This is a genomic window from Halomicronema sp. CCY15110 (assembly GCF_016888165.1).
Lineage (GTDB): Bacteria > Cyanobacteriota > Cyanobacteriia > Phormidesmidales > Phormidesmidaceae > Halomicronema.
Genome location: NZ_JACSWC010000252.1, coordinates 19,986 through 36,850, shown reverse-complemented (window position 1 = coordinate 36,850; position 16,865 = coordinate 19,986). Strand labels below are relative to the sequence as shown.

The window sequence follows — 16,865 nt, the reverse complement described above, 5'->3', positions numbered from 1 at the left end:
CTAAGCTTCCTCCCTAAGAACCGCTGTATTAGCAAAATCGCTGATCAATGATGCACTACCAGACATAGCAGAGAACCTCGCCGCCGATGCCCTGCTGCCGAGCGTCACGATCAGTCATAATGCCACTGGATGTGGAAACAATGGCAATGCCGATGCCTCCCAGTACCCGAGGTAACTCCTTACGGTTAGAGTACACTCGCAACCCGGGACGACTGACGCGCTTCAAGTTTTTGATGATGGGGTCCCTTGTCTTGCCGCGATACTTTAGCTTAATCACCAGATTTTGTCGCACGCCCTCGTCAACGAGTTCAAAGCTGTCAATGAACCCCTCTTCCTGCAATACCTGAGCGATGCTGCGGGTCATCCGTGTAGAGGGGATATCCACAGTTTGATGACGCGCCAGATTCGCATTTCGAATCCGCGTCAGCATATCTGCGATTGTGTCGTTAGCCGCCATAGTCCTCTCCAGTGATTAAACCTAATTCTCGCGGAAGGGCATGCCCAACTCCTTCAGGAGTGCGCGTCCTTCTTCGTCTGTATCCGCCGTTGTCACGATGGTGACGTCCATGCCTCGTATCTGATCGATGCTGTCATACTCAATCTCCGGAAAGATGAGTTGTTCTCGCAAGCCCAAGGTGTAATTGCCACGACCGTCAAAACTTTTGCTGCTCACGCCTCGAAAGTCGCGAATCCGGGGCAAAGTCAGGTTGATTAGACGGTTGAGAAATGCATACATGCGATCTGAACGCAATGTCACCATCGTGCCCACAGGCATGCCTTGACGAATCTTAAATCCGGCGATCGCTTTTTTGGCACGGGTCACAACCGGACGTTGTCCAGTGATGATGGCCAGCTCAGCGACCGAAGCTTCCAAGGCTTTTGCATTCTGGGATGCTTCACCGAGTCCCCGATTGACCGTGACTTTGACCAATTTGGGAACTTGGTGAATATTGCCGTACTCAAACTGGTCCATCAGCTTGGGGACGACTTTATCGATATAAAACGTTTTTAGCTGTTCCGCCATTTTGGATGTCCTCTCATGCTCTCTGGGCTTAGTCAGAAAGCGCTTTGAAACAATAAGGAGTTAAGTTCAGCTCGCATAGCTATCGAGCGAGAACTAATCAACAATCTCGCCAGTTTTCTTGAGAACGCGAACTTTTCTGCCATCTTCAGTGAAGGTGTAACCGACTCGGCTAGCCACCTTTTCCTTTTCGGAATAAAGCATGACATTGGAGCTATGAATGGGAGCCTCTTCAGTGATGATTTGCCCCGACTCGCCATCTTGCCTTGGCTTCATGTGGCGAGTCCGAAAGTTAGCGCCCTTAACGATCACTTGGCTCGCCTTCGGGATCACCTTCACAACTTCGCCGACCTTGCCTTTGTCCCGGCCAGCGATCACTTGGACGGTATCACCTGACTTCACATGCATTTTGTTTTTTTGCTTGACGCTGGCTTGAGGCATTACAGGACCTCCGGTGCTAATGAAACAATTTTAGTGAAACTCTTATCGCGCAGTTCGCGAGCAACTGGGCCAAACACGCGAGTCCCCCGCGGGTTGCCGTCTTGATTGATAATCACCGCAGCATTATCGTCAAACCGAATGCTCATGCCGCTACTACGTCGCAAAGATTTCTTAGTGCGAACAATGACCGCCCTAACAACGTCCGACTTCTTGACGGCCATATTAGGGATAGCATCTTTGACCACCGCGATGACCACATCACCCACGCCAGCGTAAGTTCTGTTGCCGCCGAGCACCCGAATGCACATTAATTTTCGAGCACCGCTGTTATCAGCTACGTTCAGATAAGTTTCTTGCTGAATCACCTTACGCCTCCTTAGACCTCAACGGTGCGATTAAGAATATCGGCCACAGTCCACCGCTTAGTCTTGCTGAGAGGACGTGTCTCGCGAATCCGAACGCGATCGCCAACTTGGCAAGCATTCTCTTCATCGTGAACTTTGTAGCGCTTAGTACGAACCATGATTTTGCCGTACTTAGGATGAGGGACACGGTTTTCAACCGCCACCACAATGGTTTTCTGCATCTTGTCACTGACGACAAGGCCCACTCGCTCTTTAACTGCCATTTACCTTTTCTCCCTACTCTTCCTCTTTTGCAATGTCTGTGGCGCTAGCCGTCACCGTTGGAGGAGCTTCAGAGTCAGTAGTCAATGACGCCTCACCAGCTAGCTGCCGCTCTCTTAAAACGGTCATTAATTGTGCCAGTCGATGCCGCTCATGTTTGAACTGATGGAGCCCAGTCTGCAATTGACGAGTCGCTTGCTGAAAACGGAGATCAAACATTTTTCTGCGCGTGTCAGCGATCGCTTGCTCCAGAGCCTGATCATCCAAATCTCGCACGTCCTGTACTTTGGGCAATGCCATGGTTAAGACTCCTCCTGTCGAGCGATAAACTTGGTCTTAAAGGGAAGTTTGAAGGAAGCCAGGCGCATCGCCTCGCGAGCAACTTCTTCGGGCACACCCGCAATTTCAAACACGACTCGCCCTGGTTTTACCACTGCCACCCAGAATTCAGGGTTACCCTTACCGGATCCCATGCGGGTTTCCGCTGGACGCATCGTAACTGGCTTATCTGGAAACACTCGAATCCAGATTTTGCCCCCCCGGCGCACATAACGAGTCATGGCTCGACGTGCCGCCTCAATTTGCCGGGAAGTTAGCCATGAGGGCTCAGTCGCCTGGAGAGCAAACTCTCCAAAATTAATTTTGTTGCCTCGCTGGGCCATGCCTCGCATACGGCCCCGATGCTGTTTACGAAATTTGGTACGTCTAGGACTTAACATGGCTCAACTTTGCCTAAGATTCACATTCAAAAAGAGATATGTTACGGAACTCAAAAACCGAATTCAACCGATTAAGACTCGTTTGACCGATCTTCAAACTGTTGCCGACGACGCGGTTGCCGACGACGTGGTTGAGCCGCTTCCGGTGCTGATCGCTGATCTTCCTGACCAGGAATCACCTCGCCTCGGAAAATCCAAACTTTTACACCCAGAACACCGTAAGTTGTCTGGGCTGTCCGGTAGGCATAATCGACATCAGCACGCAGGGTATGAAGAGGCACACGACCTTCACGAGTCCATTCAGTCCGAGCAATTTCTGCTCCGTTGAGACGGCCACTCACCTGGATTTTGATGCCTTCGACTCCGGCCCGCTGAGCCCGTTGGAGAGCCTGCCGCACCACACGACGAAAAGCCACCCGTCGCTCTAATTGCTGAGTAATATACTCAGCCACCAAAGGAGCGTCCGCATCGACCCGGGTCACCTCAACCACATTGATCCGAATCTGGCGACTCGAATCCTTGAGAGCCTGTTGCAGGCCTAGACGCAGAGCTTCAATACCACTGCCCCCGCGACCTACGACCACACCAGGACGAGCAGTGCGAACTTCTAGATCAATCTGATCAGCTTTGCGCTCAATCCGAATATCAGAAATGCCCGCATTTGAGAGGTTTTTCTCGATATATTCGCGAATGATGTAGTCTTCCTTCAGCAGTTGAGGATAACGATTACTATCTGCAAACCACCGTGAACGATGCTCCTGCACAATCCCTAATCGAAAACCTGTTGGATGTATCTTCTGTCCCACTCGTAGTCCCTCAGTTAAATGCTTTCAGTAAATGACCGATCAACCGCCGCGTTATGAGTCTGCTGGAGCAACCGCAACCGCAATCGTAATGTGACAAGTCGGCTTGCGAATTTGATAAGCTCGCCCTTGGGCCCGAGGGCGAAACCGCTTTAGCGTCGGCCCCGCGTCTGCGAAGGCCTCGCTGATTACTAACGAAGCTGGGTCAATGCCGTTGTTATTCTCTGCATTAGCAACCGCTGAGCGCAGCACTTTCAGTACCGGATCACATGCTCGGTAAGGCATGAACTCAAGGATAATGAGGGCCTCCCGATAAGAGCGACCGCGAATTTGGTCAAGCACCCGCCGCACCTTGTGAGGGGACATGCGAATGTAGCGAGCAACCGCTTTAACCTGTTCAGTAGTATCAACCGCCATGGGATTCTCCGACTCCAAAAATTATCGACGCGCTTTCTTATCGCTTTTGGCATGTCCCCGAAAAGTGCGAGTCGGGGCAAATTCACCGAGTTTATGTCCGACCATTTGCTCAGTCACATAAACCGGCACATGTTGACGGCCATTGTGAACGGCGATCGTGTGGCCAATCATCTGAGGAATGATGGTAGAAGCCCGCGACCAGGTCTTGATCACCTGCTTGTCACCCTTGGTATTGAGCGCTTCGACTTTGCGCATCAGGTGATCAGCCACAAATGGCCCTTTCTTTAAGGAACGCGACATAATCTTTACAACCTCGTACTTCTCTCGTATCCATCAACTCAGTATCGGAACCAGTAACCCAGCCGGGCTATTTGTAGCGATTTAAGTATTCCGTCCGCCTCGCCCACGCTTGGAAGTGCGGCGGCGGCGGCGAACAATCAAACTATTACTCTCTTTCTTCTTCTTCCGGGTCTTGAGGCCCAAGGCTGGCTTACCCCAAGGCGTCACAGGACCACTGCGGCCAATAGGAGCACGGCCTTCGCCACCACCGTGCGGGTGATCAACCGGGTTCATCACACTGCCTCGCACTTCAGGACGTCTGCCCAACCAGCGCTTGCGTCCAGCCTTACCCAAGGTGATGTTGCGAGCGTCTGCGTGACCCACTTGACCAATGGTGGCGTAACATTCACGACGCACCATGCGGACTTCCGTCGAAGGCAACTTGAGAGTGACATAATTTCCCTCTTTAGCCACGACTTGAGCCGATGTCCCCGCAGCCCTGACAATTTGCCCACCCTTGTCCGGCTGTAGCTCGACGTTATGCACCGATGTGCCCAGGGGAATCTTATGAAGCGGCAGAGCGTTTCCAACTTCAATGGGCGCATCCGGACCGGACAATACGGTCGTGCCTACCTCTAAGGATGCGGGATGCAGGATATAGCGTTTTTCACCATCTTCGTACTGCAGTAAAGCAATACGCGCATTGCGGTTAGGGTCGTACTCAATCTCCGTAACCGTTGCCGGGATGTTGTGCTTGTTGCGATAGAAATCAATGATGCGGTAAAGGCGCTTGTGACCACCACCCCGATGACGACAGGTAATTACTCCGCGATTATTGCGACCTTTAGCACGATGTACTGAGACAGTCAAAGACTTCTCAGGCTCGGAGCGGGTGATCTCAGAAAATTCTGAAACTGAACGCTCACGGGTACCGGGGGTCAGGGGACGGTAGGAACGGATGCCCATAGCTCAACTCACTCAATCAATAAACTGCATCAACTGCTAAACGGAAGCAGGGCGCTTCTAGACATCTGGAAATAGGGTAATGCTGTCGCCTTCGGCTAACGTCACGATCGCCCGCTTATAGCGAGTACGAAACCCTTCAAAACGACCGACGCGACGCTTTTTGCGAGGTAAGTTGACCGTACTGATACCGGTCACTTTGACATCAAACAAAGACTCTACTGCAGCCTTAATCTCAGGCTTTCTGGCTTTTGGGGCAACCTCAAAAACGTACTGGTTGTTTTCCAACAACAATGTGGCTTTCTCAGTGATTAAGGGACGCCGAATCAAATCGGCGAGTTCACCCGCATTCAGAACTCTAGTCACTGTAAACCTCCTGAATTTTTTCCATGGCTGCAGTCGTCAAGACCAAGCGGTCAGCGTTCAACAAGTCAAAAATGTTCAAGTTTGTCGCTGCAATCAGCTTCACCCGCTCAATGTTGCGCAGAGATAGCACGACACTTTCTGGCTGCTCGCCCAGGATGAACAACACTTTGTCATCAGGACCGATGCCCCAGCGCTCCATCGCCGCGATCATCTCACGGGTTTTGGGGCGGGGTAAATGTCCGCCAAAATCTTCCACTACCACAGTGTCTGTAGCCAAACGACTTTGAAAAGCTGTCCTCAACGCCAGACGACGCTCTTTGCGGTTCATCTTGACGCTGAAATCACGGGGTTTCGGGCCAAAGATAACACCACCGCCCTTCCACAGAGGAGAACGGCTGGAACCTGCCCGTGCCCGACCAGTCCCTTTTTGACGCCAAGGCTTCTTACCGCCACCTCTGACTTCGGCGCGCGTCTTACTCGACAGCGTTCCTTGTCGCGCATTGTGCATTTGCCGAACTAAAGCACGATGCAGGATATGAGAAGCACTTTCGGGCTTTGCAACTTTAAGATCTATAGAAGCCTTTCCTGCTTCTTGCCCCTGCCAATCTTGAACAACACACTCAACCATGACTTTTGTCTCTTACTTACGTTCCCAGATAGCTTTGATGCTGTCGAAATCGACTACTTAGCCCACTACATTTGTCGGCGCAATGCTCAACAGACCACCAGGCTTACCGGGGATTGCCCCCTTAATAACCAGCAAGTTATTCTCGGCGTCAATTTTTACCACTTGCAGCTTGCGGGTCGTTACCTGCTTATTACCTAGTTGGCCCGCCATCTTTTTTCCCGGATAGACTCGCCCCGGAGTTGTACCAGGTCCAATTGAGCCCGGTAGGCGATGGTTCTTGGAACCGTGAGACATCGGCCCGCGACGAAAGTTATGCCGTTTTTGGTTGCCAGAAAATCCTTTACCGATGCTGGTGCCAGTCACGTCTACTAATTGACCTGGCTCAAACCGCTCAGCAGTGACATTTTGGCCTGGCTCAAATTCTTCAGTCTGAGCGACCCGATACTCCTTTAGATGCCGGACCGGAGTTGCTCCGGCTTTCGCCAGGTGACCCAGTTCAGGCTTCGTCAAAGCCTTTTCAGAAACATTGTCATAGCCAATCTGTACAGCTGTGTAGCCGTCAGTCTTCGCTGTTTTCACCTGAGTGACAATACAGGGGCCAGCTTGAATGACAGTGACGGGAACGGCGTTCCCCTCTTCATCAAATATCTGGGTCATGCCCAACTTGGTTCCAAGAATCCCAACTGACACTTTTACCGATCTCCGTTGCTACACGTTGCTTATATTTAGAGACGAAATGATGAGCATAAGCCCCGGCCAAACTAATGGCGAGCGACACATCATTTATGGCTGTGAACCACGCTCACAAAACTAAGTCACAAGCGGCTTCAACGCTTGCTGTGTGACTCAGTTACGACGCTTTGAGAAAGCGCTTGCCAGTCAAAACATTGCCACTGCCGAAACGCAGAGTTCGACAGCGGCGTTTATGGACAAGAATTAAGCCAAAGCAATTTAGCAGTTGTCGCTACAGACTTAGAACGCTTAACGTCCAGTTTCCGCTTCAGCGACAGTTACTCATAATACACAAGGTGAATGGAAATGTCTAGGAAAAGTTGTCAATTTGACTGTTTCGAGTCTTTAGGGTGCTGGCCGTGTTAGTTAAAGGTGCCTATTCTTAGGGGATTCAGGGATTTTGTGGCAGTCTGCAGTGAAGTTGTCGATAGCCGGCTCCATTTCTCCATTCCACATTTCGATTCCGCAACATGAGGATGCATAGAGTGTTTTGCAACTAGCTGTAGGTGAGAGCAGTTTCTGGAAATGACATTGGATGTCTCTGGGGTATCGAGGTCACTCTGGGGGCCCATCCATCTATCAGGAGGTAATGATTCTCAGTTACTAAGGACATGAGGATGAGTGTTGCAGCTGAGGCTAGCTGTCTAGCTTGTAAAGCGGGAGTTGGATTTCGAATTCGGTACCGATCGCCTGACTATTCGGCTCCAAATGGGAAGCGGGCGATCGCACGGCAAACTTGCCCCCATGTTTAGCGGTAACCAATCGGTAGCAAGTGGCTAACTCCGTCTCTCTCGCTAACCGCTGACGAATGGAAAACGCCTCTTGGATTTGTTGTAGTGTAGCGGCGGGCAAGCCAGGCCCATTGTCAGTAATGGTGATCACCACCCAGCGATCGCCCATGGGAACGGTGGGATTGGCATCATACAGTCGCGTAGTGATGGTAATGCGGGGAGCTGTCGCAAGCGGTAAGGCCGGGGAGCCCAGCGCATTGGTCGGAAAATCTGTTTCGGCTGATTGGCCTGCCGCCGCGCTCAACAAATCATCAACACAGTGGGTCAGTACATTCATCAACACCTGACTGAGTTGTCCGGCAAAGCAGGGCACCGGGGGTAAGGTGTCGTACTGGCAATCGATTTGAATGTGAGTCGTGAGACGACTTTTGAGCAGCAGCACAATACTGTCGATGAGCCCATGGAGGTCGGCAGGCTTGGGATACACTTCGTCGATGTGGCAAAAATTTTGCAGACTACTGGCCAGTTGTTTCAACCTGGCTGCACCGCTCTTGATGCTATTGAGCGTCAGCGGCAAGTCTTCTCGCAGATAGTCTAGTTCAATTTCTTCTTGTAACTCTTGCAGTTCGTTGAGAGTGGCTGGCCCTGTCCAGGCGGCACCAGCGGCTTCGTAAGCGGCCAATAGCTGCAACAACTGCTGGCAATATTGATCAACGTGACTCAGATTGCCCCAAATGAATCCCAACGGATCCATGATTTCGTGGGCGATGCCGTCCACCAGTCGGCCCAGGGCGGCCATTTTTTGCGACTGCAGCATAGCCGCTTGGGCACGTTCGTGGCGGACTTGGGTTTCAATGCCGCGAATTTGCCAGTGGGCTTGATTCAGGTCATGGGCACTGATGAGGCGATCGCCCTCGACGGTGCTGACCAAGATCGGCTCGCCCTGAAGTTCACTGGGTTGCCGCAGGGCGGCCCGGGCCGCCACCAAGATAGGGGTCTCGCCCGGAAACATGAGGGGGCGTCGCCGCGTGTAGCAATAAATCACGGACAGCGGCTCTTGCAGAAATAGTTCACAAGCCTTGGGCCGCAGTAGAAATTCCAAAAATTGTTGTCGTGAAAGTACCCCTACCAACGTCTGCTGCTCGGTAAGTAATAGGCCAGGCAGTTCGGGAAAGTGGTTGAACTGCTCAGCGGCAACAGTGCCGGGTAATGCGAGGTCGAGCTCAGCCGCGTGTAGGGGTAAAGTCTCTAGGGTGGCATCCACTCCCAGCGAAACCGGAGTTGTCGGCGAGTGGTCAGGACTCAGGCGAGTTGTAAACAATGACCAGTCAAGCATTGGGGGCGATCGCTGAATCGGCATGATCAAGAGAGATGCATGCTTCAGTATGCCCGAATTCACCGAACGGACTGCAAGTTCATCGAATGGGCTGTAAGGCTACCTTGGGGAGCAGCCCGGCCTCATCCATTTCTAGGCTTGGCCCCGAAGTAATAAAACTTTCTGTAGTCTCGGGCGAATGTAGCGTCAGGTAACAGCCAAATCAGGAAACCCTGCTTATGATTGGCAGCAAACATCGCTGAAGGGACTGGCCCTGATGAAACCGTTGCTCCACCGCACCAAGATTGTGGCTACGATTGGCCCGGCGAGTAGTTCACGAGACATGATTTTGGCCATGGTCAAGGCTGGGATGAACGTCGCCCGGCTGAACTTTTCCCATGGCAGCTATGCCGACCACACCCGCATGATTCAGCTCCTGCGGAGTGTAGCCGAAGAGTTGGACACTCCTATTACCCTGTTGCAGGACCTACAAGGTCCCAAGATTCGGGTCGGCCAGATTCCCGGTGGGGTGACGGAACTCATTGACGGGGAAACGGTGCTGCTGGTGCCGGTGGGCCAAGAGACGGGACTGCCCAACTGCATTGGGATCGATTATCCCTACCTGGCCGATGATGCGAAACCCGGCATGCAGGTGCTGCTCGATGACGGCATGTTGGAACTCAAAATTGAAGCCGTAGAGGCTCCCAAGGTGACTTGTCGGGTGATTCAAGGGGGGCCGCTGAAAAGTCGCAAAGGCGTGAATCTGCCGGAACTGAGTCTGCGGCTGCCTTCGATGACGGAGAAAGACAAAGAGGATTTGCGCTTTGGGGTGTCTCAGGGAGTGGATTGGGTGTCGCTGAGCTTTGTCCGCCGAGGCGAAGACATTCTCGCGCTAAAAGCGCTGTTAAGTGCGGAAGGAGCGCCCGAAACGCCAGTCATCGCCAAGATTGAAAAACCGCAGGCGATCGCCAATCTCGACGAAATTCTCTCCGTGACGGATGGGGTGATGGTGGCCCGAGGCGATTTGGGCGTCGAGATGAAAGCCGAAAAAGTGCCCCTCTTGCAAAAGCGCATCATCAAAGCTTGTAACTTTCACAGCATTCCTGTGATTACCGCCACCCAAATGCTGGAGAGCATGATTGAACATGCGCGGCCCACTCGGGCGGAGGCCAGCGATGTCGCCAACGCAATTATCGATGGCACGGATGCGGTCATGCTGTCGGGGGAGTCGGCGGTCGGCAAGTTTCCCTTGCAAGCCGTGCAAATGCTGGCCCGCATTGCCATTGATGTTGAGCCCGAGCTCTCGTTTGTCAACGATCCCCCCGACTATAACGATGTCACCCACGCCTTGAGCGAAGCCCTCAATGTGATCGATCGCGTGCTGGATTTGCATTGCATGGTGGCTTACACCGAGTCGGGATATTCCGCCATGATTGCGGCGGGTGAACGACCACGGGCCGCAGTTGTCGCCTTTACACCAGACCGAGACGTGTATCACCGCTTAAATCTGGTTTGGGGGGTCAAGCCGGTATTGATTAGCGAGCCCGCCACCACGTTTGAAGAAATGACGAAGTTAGCCGAGACTTGCCTGATTGAACGGGGCCTGGCGAGTGTTGGAGATCAGGTCTTGGTGATGGGGGGAATTCCTTCCAACCAGCCCCAGGGGACTAATTTCCTCAAACTGCAAACCATTGGACAGGGCTAACAATCGGTAGATAATCTATAGACATATTAAGCCTTGTTAAGGTACGTTCCATTTGTCCTCACTCAGTCAGGCACTCACATGTTTGATACGGCTCCAGCGAAATCAGAGATATCGGCTCCAGTGACTCCGGGGCAGCCCCATCGGGTCGTGATCGTCGGGGGTGGTTTTGGTGGACTGTATGCGGCTCAGTCCTTAGGGCGATCGCCGGTCGAGGTGACGCTGATTGATCGACGCAACTTCCATTTGTTTCAACCCTTGCTGTATCAGGTTGCAACGGGCGGCTTATCCCCAGGCGACATTGCTTCCCCGCTCCGCTCTGTGCTCAGTAGTCAGAAAAACACCCAAGTACTACTAGGGGAGGTGCGGGGCATTGACCCCGATGAGCAGGTGCTTAAGCTGAAAGATGGCGAAACCGTCCCCTATGACAGCTTAATTTTGGCGACGGGTAGCGCCCATCATTACTTTGGCAACGACCATTGGGAAGCGATCGCCCCCAGCATCAAAACCATTGAAGATGCGTTAGAAGTGCGGCGGCGGATCTTCCTCGCCTTTGAAAAAGCGGAACTGGAGCCTGATCCCGAAATTCGCAAGGCTCTACAGACTTTTGTCGTAGTGGGTGCTGGCCCGACTGGGGTGGAAATGGCCGGAGCGATCGCCGATCTGGCCTATGAAACCCTCAAAGATGATTTTCGCAATGTTGATACCCACGACACCCGCATCATTCTGGTGGAAGGGATGGATCGGGTTTTGCCACCTTTCGATCCCTCATTGTCAAAACGTGCGGCTAAAGATTTAGAAAAACTGGGTGTTGAAATTCGTACTAGCACCTTTGTCACTGGGTTAGAAGGGGAGCGGGTCACGATTAAGACGGGTGACCATGTGGAAACGATCAGTTCTCACAGTGTTTTTTGGGCCGCTGGGGTGCGGGCGTCTTCGTTGGGCAAAGTACTGTCGGAGAAAACGGGAGCCCCCTGCGATCGCGCCGGCCGCCTCATGGTGGAACCGGACTTTAGCGTGCCGAACTATCCCAACATTTTCGTCATTGGCGATTTGGCGCACTACGCCCATCAAGGTGAACGGCCTCTGCCAGGGGTCGCCCCCGTGGCCATGCAGGGGGGCAAGTATGTGGCGCGGACGATTCGCGATCGCCTCGACAACAAAACTACTCCCCCCTTTGTCTACAACGACAGCGGGAGCCTGGCGATCATTGGCCGCAACTCCGCCGTGGTTGATTTGAATTGGACTAAGCTCACGGGGTATCCCGCTTGGGTGATTTGGGCCTTGGTGCATGTCATGTTCCTCATCGAGTTTGATAACAAGGTGCTGGTGATGACGCAGTGGATGTGGAACTTCTTTACCCGTAACCAAGGGGCGCGGCTGATTACGGGACGCGACCAAATCAAGAGTGACCAGGCGTTTATGAAGCAGTAGTCAGTGGCCAGGGTGGTGCCCAGTCAGCCATCAAATTGCCAGAAGGACGCTAACGTAGAGCTATGCAATCATTGATTCAACTCCGCCACGTTAGCAAAGTCTATGGTGTCGGTAACACCGAAGTTCGGGCCTTGTGGAATGTCGACTTAACGATTAATGCTGGCGAGTATTGCGCCATCATGGGGCCGTCGGGTTCGGGCAAATCGACCGCAATGAACCTGATTGGCTGTCTCGACCGACCGACCGCCGGCGAATATTACCTCGACGGTGAGAATGTGGCGGAGCTAGATGATAATGCCCTGACCCATATTCGCAACCGCAAAATTGGGTTTGTCTTTCAACAGTTTCACTTGCTGCCGCAGTTGTCGGCGCTAGAGAACGTGATGTTGCCCATGGTCTACGCGGGGGTGCCCACCCGGGAACGGCGCGATCGCGCGGCAGCGGCGTTGACGCGGGTCAAACTGGCCGATCGCATTGACAACAAGCCGACGCAACTCTCCGGGGGCCAGCAACAGCGGGTGGTGATCGCCCGGGCGATTGTCAATCAGCCGCTCCTGGTGTTGGCCGACGAACCGACCGGGGCGCTCGACTCCCACACGACTCAGGATGTGCTGGGCATTTTTGCCGAACTGAACGCCACAGGGATCACGGTGGTAATGGTGACCCATGAACCGGACGTGGCTCGTAAAACTCGCCGCATTGTTTGGTTTCGCGACGGGGAAGTCGTTGATGCCAACCTCACCCCAAACGATGTCGGCTCACTGATGGCAACGGCTTGACAAAGTCTTTTGGCTTTTTGTCCCAATGTCGTTCGCAAATCCGAGAGATTTGATATAACTACAGGCGAGCTTTCGTATACCAGCAGCGGAGACGCCACATCTAGTCTCTGGAGGGATGATTTATGGGCATTTGGCAGCATCGTTGGCTACATCTTGTGGGCATCGCCGGTGTCGCAGTGGGTGGATTGGTGACGTTCCCCAGCGTGCGATCAGCCCTGGCCCAGACTCAACCCCCGCAACAGCAAGTTTCCCAAGCGCCGAACGTGGCCCTTGCTGAGCAATCGCTCAATCGCGGCTTGGCCCTCATTCAGCAAGGAGCCGTTGAGGCGGCGACGATGGCCTTTCGCGAGGCGATCGAGCTTGATCCCAATTCAGCAGCGGCCTATTACAACTTGGGGCTGGTGCAGCGCCAAACCGGCCAACTACAAGAAGCGGCCACGTCATTTTGGCAAGCGCTAGAGGCCGATCCCTACTTTGCCATGGCCTATTCCAACCTGGGGGCGGCGCTGTGGGAAGGGGGCAACCTGGAGCAAGCTCAGGAATATCTGGAACGGGCGATCCAAATTCAGCCTGACCTGGGTAATGCTTACTACAACTTGGGACTGGTGCAACTGGATCAGCAAAACTACAGGGAGGCGATCGCCTCCCTGCAAAGAGCGGAAAACGCGACCCCCAATGCCCCAGAACCCCCCTTTCACCAAGGCCGTATTTATCTGAGACAGCAGAATTATGATGCGGCGATCGCGGCGTTTAATCGGGCGATCGTGATTTTCCCGGAATACTTTGAAGCTTATTACAACCTGGGCGTGGCCCAGTATGGCCAGGGCAACTACAGCGCGTCATTGGATGCTTTTCGCCAAGCGACGGAGGTCAATCCTGGCTATGCCAACGCTTACTACAGTGCTGGATTGTCTTTTATTCGTTTAGGCAATTATGCTGAAGCCCGTGGCGTATTAGAACATGCCAAAAGTCTCTTCATCACGCAAAATAATCCCCAATGGGCGACAAATACCCAAGCACAACTGGATCGCATCGCGGGTCAGTAGTCGCCAGGCAGCCAACCCTTAGCACCACAGTTTGCAACTGGATAAAGCGGTCTTGATCAAGCCGTGTCGTTAATAACAATTCGTCCCCATTCACTGACGGACAAATTGGGATTAATACGGTTGAGCTGATGAGGCCCAATGACCTCGACACGTCTGTAAATGAAGCTACGATGAAGTGATTTTTGACCTCATCAGTGTTTTTCGTTAACTGCTCAACCCTTTCCAGACTGCTCACAGCTACCATATATCAGCTCCGCCAAGCGGGTGAAACCGTTAGCTCACTAGCGACTGCATCGATTTCTTAAGGGGATGCAGATTTTCATGTGTCCTGAGTGCTGTTCTTTGACTGTTTATTCAGCTACGTATTTTCCTGATGAATTTGCTGTGAAATGCTACATCTTCGCTGTACTCAGAGTATTTACTTAAACTAATCTTGGCTAAGCGTAGACACCTTTGAGTGACAGCGCTTGTTAATCAGGGAATCTGCTGATGCCGTTTATGCTTGTGATGCACTGTGAAGGATGCCAAAGTCTTGGTTCACCTTAGGCGGGTCGGTTATTTTTCTGATTGCCGTGATCTCTCTCTATTTAAGTACGGAGCGACAGCGGACTGGCGAAAGCTTTCAGACTTCATTACAGTCAGTTTTACCCTCTGTGCTGGCGAGTACTTCACCCAACATTGATATTTCTGCCAACGGCGATCGCTGGGCTATGCCCTCTTATCAGGAGCAGATTGCAGATTGGCAAGCACAGTACACCAACATCACTTTGGATGAGACCGATCTGACTACCCCTCAGACCCCCACAGACGCCGATGAGACCGCATCGTTAACGCTGTCGGATGCGGAAGTTTTGGTGCAAAACAGGCCTCAATTCCTGAATCATCTTAAGCAGGGGCTTGAGAGTTTGAGCGATCCCAGCGGCTTACGAGCATTACAGCCCATGCTGCGATCGCGACTCTCTGAGGTGAGTTTTCAGCCGAGCGATCAAACCTCCATTGAGCGCTATGCCAACCGCCAACATTTGTCTGGGGACGCTCCAGAATTGCAGTACTTGGACTCTGGAACAATTGAATCTTTACTAAGTTTTCGTCGTATCCTGCTTGAAGATGTTGCTGACGCCGAAGCAAGCGTGATTTGCCGCACGGAGACCGCCCCTGACACCGGCGAAGAGTTGCAAACATGTATAGAAGTTGCGCCTCTTGGTAACCGATACAGCCAATACTGGATCGACGATCCAAACGCGGCTTGGTGGTAACAGCGATCAATTAACCATTGCCCATCAAAACCATTGCCCATCAATATCGCAAAGATTTCCGCGCCCTATCTAAGCCATTCCGATTGCGCCCTCACCGATCGCTTCAGAAAAGACGGCAATGGCGATTGACAATCTGCACTGAAACAGTGATTTGTATCACGAAGCACGATTTCGCTCTAAGGCTTTGTATACAGTATGCACTGACCGCTCGGATGTGCCCATTTTGTACCCAGTCACGTCTCCCATGGCAGGCATGGCCCAGCTTTTTGCAGAAGCTGCTGTAAATGTTACAGATTCATGCTTCTGGTCTGTGAGACTTTGAGCAGTGGTTTTAATAGTCTTTAACCCGATTTCCCTTACGCAGTGAGTGACGCCTATGGCACTGGATGTTTCTGATATGACACCCGCTGAGGCCCAGCTATCCCAGCTGGAGATTGAGGATGATATCAAACACGTGCTGGCCCGAGGTGCCGCAGGTGTTTCTCTACGCTCTGTGACCAAGCAGTATGGTCAGTTCATCGCAGTCGAGAACCTCTTTTTGGATATCCCGCCGGGTTCTTACTGCTGTTTGCTCGGGCCAAGCGGCTGTGGCAAAACGACCACGCTGCGGATGATTGCGGGGCATGAAAACATTACCAGTGGCGAGATCTATATTGGCGATCGCCGGGTGAATGATTTGCCCCCGGCCAAGCGCAATACCGCCATGATGTTTCAGAACTATGCGCTGTTTCCCCACAAGACAATTTGGCAAAATGTCGAATTTGGCTTGCGAATGCGCAAAGTCTCTGCCGACGAGCGGAAACAACGGGTGGGCGAGATTTTAGATCTAGTGGGGCTGAGCCATACGAGCGATCGCAAACCTGACCAGCTCAGTGGCGGTCAGCAGCAGCGCATCGCCCTGGCTCGCGCTTTGGTCACCCGCCCCCAAGTGCTGATGCTGGATGAACCCCTCAGCGCCCTGGATGAGAATTTGCGGGTCCGGATGCGTAGCGAACTGCGCAATATTCAAAAACAGTTTGGCCTGACCTTTATTCAGGTGACCCACCATGTTGAGGAAGCCTTTTCTCTTTCTGACCAAATTGTGGTGATGGATCACGGTCACATTGACCAGGTGGCGACTCCCAGCGAACTCTTTGACAAACCGGCGTCGCAGTTTGTCGCTAAATTCATTGGTGATAACAATATCTTTGCCGGCAAGGTAGTGAACGCCGTGGCTGAAGCTGATGGCTTAGAAACCATTGAACTAGAGGTCGAAGGTATCGGGCGGGTCTTTAGTCGAGGCCATTCCGTCCCGGTAGGACAGACAGCGGCTTGCTCGGTGCGGCCCGATTTATTGAACATTGTGTCTGCAGACTCGGCTCCGACTAATCATCTGACCGCGCGCATCGTCGATGTCGAGCTCACTGGCTACGTCACCCGCGTGTCGATGCTGGCCGAAGCCACCGGCCAAGAACTGCTGCATAAGGTACGCACCGTAGAGTGGTCGCGGTCGGGCCTCAGTGAGGGCCAAGTCGTCACTTTAGGCTGGTCGGCACCCGATTGTGTATTTCTGCCTTACTAGCTTTTTCCGGCGTCATCGGGCAGGTATTGACGATTTCCCTTAATCT

At 52.8% G+C, this 16,865-nt stretch carries 21 protein-coding genes; 6 read left to right on the top strand and 15 right to left on the bottom strand.

The genetic code is table 11. The features are described from left to right. Positions 1-55: 55 nt before the first annotated feature. The 15 genes from rpsH to JUK32_RS10045 all read right to left on the bottom strand — a co-directional run bounded on the left by rpsH (position 56) and on the right by JUK32_RS10045 (position 9,086). A complete protein-coding gene (gene rpsH, locus JUK32_RS10115) occupies positions 56-457 on the bottom strand; it encodes a 30S ribosomal protein S8 (protein WP_204138731.1) in 402 nt (133 codons plus the stop codon). 21 nt (positions 458-478) lie between these two features. Next, positions 479-1,024 carry a 50S ribosomal protein L5 gene (rplE, locus tag JUK32_RS10110; RefSeq protein WP_204138730.1) on the bottom strand — a complete coding sequence of 182 codons (546 nt, stop codon included), beginning with the start codon at positions 1,022-1,024 and terminating at the stop codon, positions 479-481. A gap of 93 nt (positions 1,025-1,117) precedes the next feature. After that, positions 1,118-1,462 (bottom strand): 50S ribosomal protein L24, encoded by a 345-nt coding sequence (rplX, locus tag JUK32_RS10105; protein ID WP_239112522.1) that lies wholly within the window; start codon positions 1,460-1,462, stop codon positions 1,118-1,120. Next, positions 1,462-1,827, bottom strand: a complete 366-nt coding sequence (gene rplN, locus JUK32_RS10100; protein ID WP_039727909.1) for a 50S ribosomal protein L14 — start codon at positions 1,825-1,827, stop codon at positions 1,462-1,464. The genes rplX and rplN overlap by 1 nt, the downstream gene beginning before the upstream one ends. An 11-nt stretch (positions 1,828-1,838) precedes the next feature. Then, entirely contained in the window at positions 1,839-2,090 is a 252-nt protein-coding gene (gene rpsQ / locus JUK32_RS10095; protein WP_204138729.1) for a 30S ribosomal protein S17, read from the bottom strand. A 13-nt stretch (positions 2,091-2,103) separates the two neighbouring features. After that, the gene (gene rpmC / locus JUK32_RS10090) at positions 2,104-2,388 is read right to left on the bottom strand and encodes a 50S ribosomal protein L29 (RefSeq protein WP_204138728.1); all 285 of its coding nucleotides are present in this window, start codon (positions 2,386-2,388) and stop codon (positions 2,104-2,106) included. 2 nt (positions 2,389-2,390) lie between these two features. Then, positions 2,391-2,807: a 50S ribosomal protein L16 gene (gene rplP, locus JUK32_RS10085; protein ID WP_204138727.1), complete on the bottom strand. Its 417-nt coding sequence runs from the start codon at positions 2,805-2,807 to the stop codon at positions 2,391-2,393. A gap of 71 nt (positions 2,808-2,878) precedes the next feature. Next, the gene (rpsC, locus tag JUK32_RS10080) at positions 2,879-3,613 is read right to left on the bottom strand and encodes a 30S ribosomal protein S3 (RefSeq protein ID WP_204138726.1); all 735 of its coding nucleotides are present in this window, start codon (positions 3,611-3,613) and stop codon (positions 2,879-2,881) included. A 51-nt stretch (positions 3,614-3,664) separates the two neighbouring features. Beyond that, positions 3,665-4,027: a 50S ribosomal protein L22 gene (gene rplV / locus JUK32_RS10075; RefSeq protein ID WP_204138725.1), complete on the bottom strand. Its 363-nt coding sequence runs from the start codon at positions 4,025-4,027 to the stop codon at positions 3,665-3,667. A gap of 21 nt (positions 4,028-4,048) precedes the next feature. Next, on the bottom strand, positions 4,049-4,327 hold the full coding sequence (gene rpsS / locus JUK32_RS10070) for a 30S ribosomal protein S19 (protein WP_039727900.1): 279 nt from the start codon (positions 4,325-4,327) through the stop codon (positions 4,049-4,051). Between the two features lie 81 nt (positions 4,328-4,408). Continuing rightward, positions 4,409-5,272, bottom strand: coding sequence for a 50S ribosomal protein L2 (rplB, locus tag JUK32_RS10065; RefSeq protein ID WP_204138724.1), 864 nt, complete (start codon positions 5,270-5,272; stop codon positions 4,409-4,411). Positions 5,273-5,329: 57 nt separating this feature from the next. After that, on the bottom strand, positions 5,330-5,635 hold the full coding sequence (locus JUK32_RS10060) for a 50S ribosomal protein L23 (protein WP_204138723.1): 306 nt from the start codon (positions 5,633-5,635) through the stop codon (positions 5,330-5,332). Next, on the bottom strand, positions 5,628-6,263 hold the full coding sequence (gene rplD, locus JUK32_RS10055; RefSeq protein ID WP_204138722.1) for a 50S ribosomal protein L4: 636 nt from the start codon (positions 6,261-6,263) through the stop codon (positions 5,628-5,630). Before rplD ends, JUK32_RS10060 begins: the two co-directional genes overlap by 8 nt. Positions 6,264-6,320: 57 nt before the next feature. After that, on the bottom strand, positions 6,321-6,953 hold the full coding sequence (rplC, locus tag JUK32_RS10050) for a 50S ribosomal protein L3 (protein WP_204138721.1): 633 nt from the start codon (positions 6,951-6,953) through the stop codon (positions 6,321-6,323). A 678-nt stretch (positions 6,954-7,631) separates the two neighbouring features. Next, positions 7,632-9,086, bottom strand: a complete 1,455-nt coding sequence (locus JUK32_RS10045; protein ID WP_239112519.1) for a sensor histidine kinase — start codon at positions 9,084-9,086, stop codon at positions 7,632-7,634. 232 nt (positions 9,087-9,318) lie between these two features. Here JUK32_RS10045 and pyk point away from each other — a divergent pair, with 232 nt between their 5' ends. From pyk to JUK32_RS10015, 6 genes are all read left to right on the top strand, one after another. Next, positions 9,319-10,746: a pyruvate kinase gene (pyk, locus tag JUK32_RS10040; protein WP_204138720.1), complete on the top strand. Its 1,428-nt coding sequence runs from the start codon at positions 9,319-9,321 to the stop codon at positions 10,744-10,746. 78 nt (positions 10,747-10,824) lie between these two features. After that, a complete protein-coding gene (locus JUK32_RS10035; protein WP_204138719.1) occupies positions 10,825-12,177 on the top strand; it encodes an NAD(P)/FAD-dependent oxidoreductase in 1,353 nt (450 codons plus the stop codon). Positions 12,178-12,239: 62 nt separating this feature from the next. Then, entirely contained in the window at positions 12,240-12,956 is a 717-nt protein-coding gene (locus JUK32_RS10030; RefSeq protein ID WP_305037837.1) for an ABC transporter ATP-binding protein, read from the top strand. A 122-nt stretch (positions 12,957-13,078) separates the two neighbouring features. Next, on the top strand, positions 13,079-14,002 hold the full coding sequence (locus tag JUK32_RS10025; RefSeq protein ID WP_204138718.1) for a lipopolysaccharide assembly protein LapB: 924 nt from the start codon (positions 13,079-13,081) through the stop codon (positions 14,000-14,002). A gap of 521 nt (positions 14,003-14,523) precedes the next feature. Then, positions 14,524-15,258 carry a hypothetical protein gene (locus JUK32_RS10020; RefSeq protein ID WP_204138717.1) on the top strand — a complete coding sequence of 245 codons (735 nt, stop codon included), beginning with the start codon at positions 14,524-14,526 and terminating at the stop codon, positions 15,256-15,258. Positions 15,259-15,655: 397 nt separating this feature from the next. Beyond that, positions 15,656-16,819 carry an ABC transporter ATP-binding protein gene (locus JUK32_RS10015; protein WP_204138754.1) on the top strand — a complete coding sequence of 388 codons (1,164 nt, stop codon included), beginning with the start codon at positions 15,656-15,658 and terminating at the stop codon, positions 16,817-16,819. The last annotated feature ends 46 nt before the right edge of the window (positions 16,820-16,865 follow it).

Bases quoted from the DNA above. Each gene is read 5' to 3' on its own strand.
- JUK32_RS10030 (WP_305037837.1), top strand. From the start codon at position 12,240: ATGCAATCATTGATTCAACTCCGCCACGTTAGCAAAGTCTATGGTGTC.
- rpsH (WP_204138731.1), bottom strand. From the start codon at position 457: ATGGCGGCTAACGACACAATCGCAGATATGCTGACGCGGATTCGAAAT.
- rpsS (WP_039727900.1), bottom strand. From the start codon at position 4,327: ATGTCGCGTTCCTTAAAGAAAGGGCCATTTGTGGCTGATCACCTGATG.
- JUK32_RS10015 (WP_204138754.1), top strand. From the start codon at position 15,656: ATGACACCCGCTGAGGCCCAGCTATCCCAGCTGGAGATTGAGGATGAT.
- rpsQ (WP_204138729.1), bottom strand. From the start codon at position 2,090: ATGGCAGTTAAAGAGCGAGTGGGCCTTGTCGTCAGTGACAAGATGCAG.
- rplX (WP_239112522.1), bottom strand. From the start codon at position 1,462: ATGCCTCAAGCCAGCGTCAAGCAAAAAAACAAAATGCATGTGAAGTCA.
- rplV (WP_204138725.1), bottom strand. From the start codon at position 4,027: ATGGCGGTTGATACTACTGAACAGGTTAAAGCGGTTGCTCGCTACATT.
- JUK32_RS10025 (WP_204138718.1), top strand. From the start codon at position 13,079: ATGGGCATTTGGCAGCATCGTTGGCTACATCTTGTGGGCATCGCCGGT.
- rplE (WP_204138730.1), bottom strand. From the start codon at position 1,024: ATGGCGGAACAGCTAAAAACGTTTTATATCGATAAAGTCGTCCCCAAG.
- rpmC (WP_204138728.1), bottom strand. From the start codon at position 2,388: ATGGCATTGCCCAAAGTACAGGACGTGCGAGATTTGGATGATCAGGCT.
- JUK32_RS10035 (WP_204138719.1), top strand. From the start codon at position 10,825: ATGTTTGATACGGCTCCAGCGAAATCAGAGATATCGGCTCCAGTGACT.
- JUK32_RS10045 (WP_239112519.1), bottom strand. From the start codon at position 9,086: ATGCCGATTCAGCGATCGCCCCCAATGCTTGACTGGTCATTGTTTACA.
- pyk (WP_204138720.1), top strand. From the start codon at position 9,319: ATGAAACCGTTGCTCCACCGCACCAAGATTGTGGCTACGATTGGCCCG.
- rplP (WP_204138727.1), bottom strand. From the start codon at position 2,807: ATGTTAAGTCCTAGACGTACCAAATTTCGTAAACAGCATCGGGGCCGT.
- JUK32_RS10020 (WP_204138717.1), top strand. From the start codon at position 14,524: ATGCCAAAGTCTTGGTTCACCTTAGGCGGGTCGGTTATTTTTCTGATT.
- rplB (WP_204138724.1), bottom strand. From the start codon at position 5,272: ATGGGCATCCGTTCCTACCGTCCCCTGACCCCCGGTACCCGTGAGCGT.
- rplD (WP_204138722.1), bottom strand. From the start codon at position 6,263: ATGGTTGAGTGTGTTGTTCAAGATTGGCAGGGGCAAGAAGCAGGAAAG.